The sequence below is a fragment of the Brevinema andersonii genome (assembly GCF_900112165.1).
In the GTDB taxonomy this organism is placed as follows: Bacteria; Spirochaetota; Brevinematia; order Brevinematales; family Brevinemataceae; genus Brevinema; species Brevinema andersonii.
On record NZ_FOKY01000006.1, the window covers coordinates 39,819 to 45,892 of the forward strand.

Annotated in this window: 4 protein-coding genes, 3 tRNA genes and 2 pseudogenes; 5 read left to right on the top strand and 4 right to left on the bottom strand. The window is 35.0% G+C overall.

Going from position 1 to position 6,074, the window contains the following annotated elements:
* Positions 1-9: 9 nt before the first annotated feature.
* Positions 10-279, bottom strand: coding sequence for a flagellar biosynthetic protein FliQ (locus BM018_RS04565; protein ID WP_092319087.1), 270 nt, complete (start codon positions 277-279; stop codon positions 10-12).
* Positions 280-293: 14 nt separating this feature from the next.
* A complete protein-coding gene (gene fliP / locus BM018_RS04570; protein WP_159428179.1) occupies positions 294-1,058 on the bottom strand; it encodes a flagellar type III secretion system pore protein FliP in 765 nt (254 codons plus the stop codon).
* Between the two features lie 155 nt (positions 1,059-1,213).
* Between fliP and lnt the strand changes: the two genes are divergently transcribed.
* The 5 genes from lnt to BM018_RS04595 all read left to right on the top strand — a co-directional run bounded on the left by lnt (position 1,214) and on the right by BM018_RS04595 (position 3,915).
* Positions 1,214-2,839, top strand: coding sequence for an apolipoprotein N-acyltransferase (gene lnt / locus BM018_RS04575; protein ID WP_092319091.1), 1,626 nt, complete (start codon positions 1,214-1,216; stop codon positions 2,837-2,839).
* A gap of 55 nt (positions 2,840-2,894) precedes the next feature.
* Positions 2,895-3,611: a hypothetical protein gene (locus BM018_RS04580; protein ID WP_092319093.1), complete on the top strand. Its 717-nt coding sequence runs from the start codon at positions 2,895-2,897 to the stop codon at positions 3,609-3,611.
* A 56-nt stretch (positions 3,612-3,667) separates the two neighbouring features.
* Positions 3,668-3,739: transfer RNA gene (locus BM018_RS04585), tRNA-Met, on the top strand.
* Between the two features lie 4 nt (positions 3,740-3,743).
* Positions 3,744-3,816 (top strand) — tRNA-Met (locus BM018_RS04590).
* 24 nt (positions 3,817-3,840) lie between these two features.
* Positions 3,841-3,915 (top strand) — tRNA-Asp (locus BM018_RS04595).
* A gap of 528 nt (positions 3,916-4,443) precedes the next feature.
* Here the strand turns inward: BM018_RS04595 and BM018_RS04600 are convergent.
* Positions 4,444-4,716 (bottom strand): annotated as a pseudogene (locus BM018_RS04600) (hypothetical protein); the annotation flags it as partial.
* A gap of 72 nt (positions 4,717-4,788) precedes the next feature.
* A pseudogene (locus BM018_RS08280) lies at positions 4,789-5,292 on the bottom strand (type I restriction enzyme subunit R domain-containing protein).
* Positions 5,293-6,074 lie beyond the last annotated feature (782 nt).

A 6,074-nucleotide genomic window follows, 5' to 3' on the forward strand; every position in this document is an offset into this window, starting at 1 on the left:
TCTCCTTAATTATAGGGATGCGGTCGCAATAAGCGAAAATATTGTATTAGTAAAATTTAACATGCGTGTCATATAAAATGGCGCTGCAAAAGTGAGTAAAAGACTAACAATAATGAATTTCGGCACAAAAGTAAGTGTTTGTTCCTGCAGCGAGGTGGTTGCTTGAAAAATTGAGATAATTAATCCTAAAAGCATCGTAATACCTAATATTGGCACACTCAAAAACAGTAATTCAAGCATTGTCTGGTTGATAATCGAAAGAATCAGTCCTTGCGACATTTACACCTCTTTAATTAAAAACTTTGTATCAGCTTGTCGATGAGGAGATCCCAGCCGTCTGCTAATACAAAAAGCAATATTTTTATGGGAAATGAAATCGTTACTGGTGGAACCATCATCATTCCCATCGACATCAAGGTGCCGGCGGTTATAATGTCGATGATCGTGAAAGGAATCATGATGAGCACACCCATATAAAAAGCAATGGATATTTCGTTGAGTACAAAGGCTGGAATCAAAACATAAGTAGGTACATCATTTTGATTACGAGGGCGTTCTACTTGTGCGAGCCGGATGAAACGATAGATATAGCGTTCGGATGTCTCTTTGAACATGAATTCCCGAACAGGTGCAATGGCTTTTTGGTATCCTTGCTGAATAGAGAGCTGGCCATCGAAATAAGGCTGTAACCCTTCCTTATAGCTGCGCTGGAACACAGGAAACATCACAAAAAGTGTCAAAAAAAGTGATAATCCAGCTATGGTTTGTGCGGGAGGGAGATTTTGGGTTCCGATCCCACGTCCGACAAATGATAGGACAATGTAAATACGGATAAACGATGTCATTGAGATAAGCAGAGACGGTGCTAGCGATATAATAGTCAGAAGAAAAAGCACCTGCAAAGCTAAGGAGACTTCTCGAGGTGTACGAGCTTGAGTGATGTTGAAATTGACGGTAGGAATCGCAATCTCTTGTGCATAAGAAAAACCAACGTTTAACACGTTGATAAAAGCTGAAATTCCAATGAATAGCAAAATAAAGTAAAGTATTTTTTTCATTATAATCTTATATTTTCGCATGATAATTAATTGTAATTTATCTTGTGTTTTTTTTCAAATTTCCAGCATTGATGTAATTTTATTTAGCAAAATTGACAAAAATTTGAGATCAGGATTATAATAAAACAGTTTTTATTGGAAATTAAGGATTTTATATGAAAAAAATACAAATTCTGCCACACTGTTTTCTTCGAAATGAATACTTAATAATTCATTTTTGTTTTGGATTTTGGGTGCTGCTGACAGCGTTATCGTTTCCTATGGCTAGCTTGCCGCTTATTTGGCTATCGTTTGTTCCTATGGTTTATATTATTCATTGCTTACCATTGAAGAAGATTGTCAAATACGGATTTTTTTGGTCGTTAGTATACTATTTTGCTACTCTTTTTTGGCTTATTGCGTTTCATGAAGCCAGTATATTTTTTGTATTTCCCTTATATGCTATGTATTCTACGTTAGCAATGATGTTGATTCGTTATGTCTCGATGAAATTTAAGCTGATACGTTTTTTGATATTTCCGCTAATTTGGATGGCATTCGAAGTGTTTCGAGGCATAGGATTTTTGGGATTTCGATGGAATACACCTGCTGATGCTCTTTGGAAACAGATAATTTTTCTACAGTCAGCGGATATTGTAGGGTCGGCTGGAGTTGGATTTTTGGTACTTCTGGTGAATTCGATTTTCGCTGAATTTGGGCTTCAATGGCAAGGTTCATTTTCTGCAACTTTGAAGAAGATTTGGTGGCCGGTGTATTTAACATTATTTTTATTTTTAGGGAATTTAGTTTATGGAATTTCAGCACTTCGGCAATGGGATAACTTTCTCGGAAAAGTAGTTCCTGAGAAAGTTGCCTTAGTTCAGCCTAATCGTCCTGGGCATCAACAGTGGGATGAAGATAAAAAAACAATGTTTCTGAAATTCAAAGATATGGTTGCGCAAGCAAAAGCTCAAAAGGCTGATTTGGTTGTTCAAACCGAAATTATGACGCTGGATTATCTTTGGGAAAGTCTTTCCATATATGGGGAAAATCATCCGCGGAATGTTTATAATAAACAATTAATAGAATTGCCTAAAGATTTTGATATTCCTATGGTATTGACACACTTTGCCAGTGATGAAGCCCTTTTTTCTTACAATGCAGCTACTTTTGTTAGTTACTCAAATAATGTTATGGAAACAAATATATATCGTAAGATTCATATTGTGCCTTTTGGTGAGTGGGTGCCGGGATCCAAGCATTGGAAATGGCTGGATAGTCTTTTAAGTCAATTTGGTGCAGCTTGGGCTTCACCGGGTGCTGAGTTGACCGTTTTTGAAACCCGTGATGGCAGAAAATTTGCGATGTTGATCTGTTTTGAAGATATTTTTGCTGTTTTAGGACGTTTGTTTGTTGAAAAGGGTATAGAATTTTTTGTCAATGCTACGAATGACGGCTGGGCTTACCGCTGGAAGTTCGGGTCAAAAACACCGCTTTGGCAGCATCTTGCAAATACCTTGCACACAAGCATTTCACTGCGTCGATCTATTGCCCGTTCCGTAAATACAGGAATTACGGCAGTTGTTCATCCTACTGGAAGGATTGATCTTTCCAATATTCCTGAATATCAAGATGGTGTATTTGTTGTGGATGTACCTATTGTTCCTGGAGGATTTCGTTCTTTATATGTGCAGTTAGGATGGGTATTGGAATATGTGATTTTTTTTGTCTCATGGTCTTTGAGTGCTATTGCGCTTGTTACCGATAAAAAATCAGCAATATTGCGAGAATTATTGAAATAGAAATTTGCGAAAAAATAATTTTTATAGTATTCTATTTTGTGATAAGGAGGAATCTATGATTTTTTATCAGCAACTTTTTGCTCAAAATTTTGAAATTACTGATAGCCCTACCTTAGATTCTGGTCCCCCTGCAGTAGAAGCTCAGACGGTAAAAGAAATAAGTTCGTCATGGTTTAAATTGCCTTCTTTTAAGATAAGTACCGAAACATTGATCGTCAGTGGAGGAATTTTCTTTTTTTTAGTGCTAGCATATTATGTTATTCTTATCCATAGAGCATTAAAGCGTTCCTTAGAAAGTGCCGAATATATTGAAGATATTTATTTGTCTATTTATGTGTCTGATCAAATTAAAGATTATGTGAGCACATTGAATGAATATAATCATGCGCATAGTGATCAGGACAGGATCAATGCAAGAACACAGTTATGGAATTTATTAAACCGCATCAGCCGCCAGATTTGTGAAACAAAAAATGAAGATTTAGCAAATAAATTAGGCGATGCTTTTTTTGCAAAAATACAAGGACGTTATCTTAAAATGTCCCCAATACCAGATGGAGTGATTTATTTCCGTACTGTAGCAGAACTATTAATACGTTATACTGATCAATATGAAGGAGATATACTCACAAGAAAGATACGCCGAGATTATAAAGCAGGTCTTACGGCACAGAAAAAATTTGTAGCTGAAATTTCGCAAAAAAACTCTATATTCTCAAGAAAAAGAGATGATAGTCAGAAAACAGTATTATTAATCAAAGAAAATGTATAATTTTTTTAGAAAAAGAATTGCATTTTTTATTAAAATATTGTATAATAATAATACGACGCGGAGTAGAGCAGTGGTAGCTCGTCGGGCTCATAACCCGGAGGTCGGAAGTTCGACTCTTCCCTCCGCAAAGATGGCGGGATAGCTCAGTAGGTAGAGCAGGAGAATCATAATCTCTTGGTCGGGGGTTCAAATCCCTCTCCCGTCAATAATTCTAAGATTATAGAAATCTGGAGGTGTAACTCAGTTCGGTTAGAGTATCGGCCTGTCACGCCGAAAGCCGCGGGTTCAAATCCCGTCTCCTCCGATGTCCAGTAGGGCAAGTTACAAAAATCATCACTATTAAGTGATGATTTTCTTTTTGTGTCCTCAGTTCACAGAGTATCTGCTCTATTCTATTGTTTGATGAAGCCATTTAAGAACTTATTTTTGAGAATAATCATATCAATTTGCATCCTTATTCTCAAAATGGATTTTCATAGGTGTCCGGATTATAAAATCATATGTAAACAAAATAAAATCACAATCATGTTTTGTCATGTATAATATTAGGGTCTGCAGATATATAGTTTCCAAAAGATGAGACTCCGCGTGAAAATTCAAGAATTCTCCTCTTCAAGGAGGAAAATTTTAATAAAGCTCGTTGAACTTAGTCTTCCGTAACAGCTTTGAAGTAGTTGTTTTCTTGCGCGTACTCAAAAAATCTTGCACAAGCTTAGTCTTTTGTACGGAACCGCTCATCAGAACAAAGCAATTCTAAAATATTGTCTTTGGTGTATTTTACTTTTTTACCGATATCGATAGTATTTTGTCCGATGAGCTTCGTAATATAATCCTAATCAATTAATTCATTATGGCTAAACTTCAACATCAAATCTTCTCTCAAATCATCAACAGGAAGATACGGATTTCCAAACTCTTGTTCTCTCGACGTCTGCTTATCTCGAAACTCTAAATACTGAGCTTTATACTGCTCGATAGCATCTTTGGGAATTGCTGTTGTTTCGAATTTCTTGGCGTTCTTCCGGAGTGAAGCTGGAGCGTATTGGGTAACCGTATTATAAGCTTTCTGCAACTCTCTAAAAATAGCAAAATATTCTAGTTTTTTTTGAGGATCTAATTTGGTTACAGATGATGCTTATGCAGGTAAATCAGCCAAATAGAACAAATTATTAAGAGCTTAGGTATTATCAATTATTTGTTGTTTCACTGCTGCGTACGAAGTTGCCAACCAAATCGTGCTTTGTTTTTTGTTATCATGCGAAAATAACATAATTGCCTCTCTTACATTATCACTTAAATCTGTAAAACAATAGAGATTACCATAAGGTTTTGTATTATCCACAGTATGATTAGTCCGTGAAAATGCTTGAATCAAGGGATGATATTTAAGATTTTTATCGACAAATAAGCTGTTCGTGTACAGAGAATCAAACCCTGTCAAAAACATATCCACTACTATTAACAAGTGAAGTTGCTGGTTAGTTTTTTATTTTGTCTTAATACATGATGTTTTTATCTGTACAGAAACATCGTTATAATATCCATCAAGGGTATTCATCGTAAAGACTGTGTTATAACAATTATTATAGTCATTTATTATTTGAACGAGTGTATCACTCTTGTATTGAGATTCTTCGGTATAATCCTCATCAGGACAGTCCTCTGTGTGGTTACTACTCACACTTGGAGGTCGAAAATTGCCGTTATTGCCAAATCTGTGTATTGCTCTTTAGCATTTGAAATCGATGATACGGCAAAAATCGCATTAAACTTACGATTTTGTGTAGCATCATTATATTTATTAATAATTTCTTATACAACAGCTTTACGTTTTGTTAATTCCGAACCGGTGTTAATATCTTTATCGTAGTTCACATTAAATGACAAAACATTCTTATCTTCAATCGCATCATTAATTAAATAATGATGGAGTGCTTGGTCAAAAATTTTATCTGTCGTGTACTCATCTCTGACATTATTCTTATCGACAAATTTTTTCGATGGAGCATTTTTTCTTTAATTAAGTCCAAGACAGGAGGCTTTTGCTCCAATACTCTCGTCAATTTTTGTAACGTTGTAACAATAACTTTGCTTTTTAAGCTATCATCTCTAAGCTTTTAATCAATTATTTGGTATTTTGTGTTTTTGTTATGTAAAGTTTAGTATGAGATTATTTAAAGTTTAGTTTGAGACTTAAAGGATATAATATATAACAGTATTAGGAGGAAAAAACAAGACAAAAACCGACGACATAAGATATTTTCATCCCTCTTATTCTTCTTAAATACTCTAAGAGTAGAATATACCTATACACGAAGAGAAATTTTATGAAAATTTAACTTCATAACCGACGACATAGATTTTCTCCTTTCTGAAAATGTTTAGAAAATGTTTAACTACTGTATTTATCAATACTTATAGTTATAAGAAAGGAGGTTTAGGCTTCCAAAATCCTCCTAATAC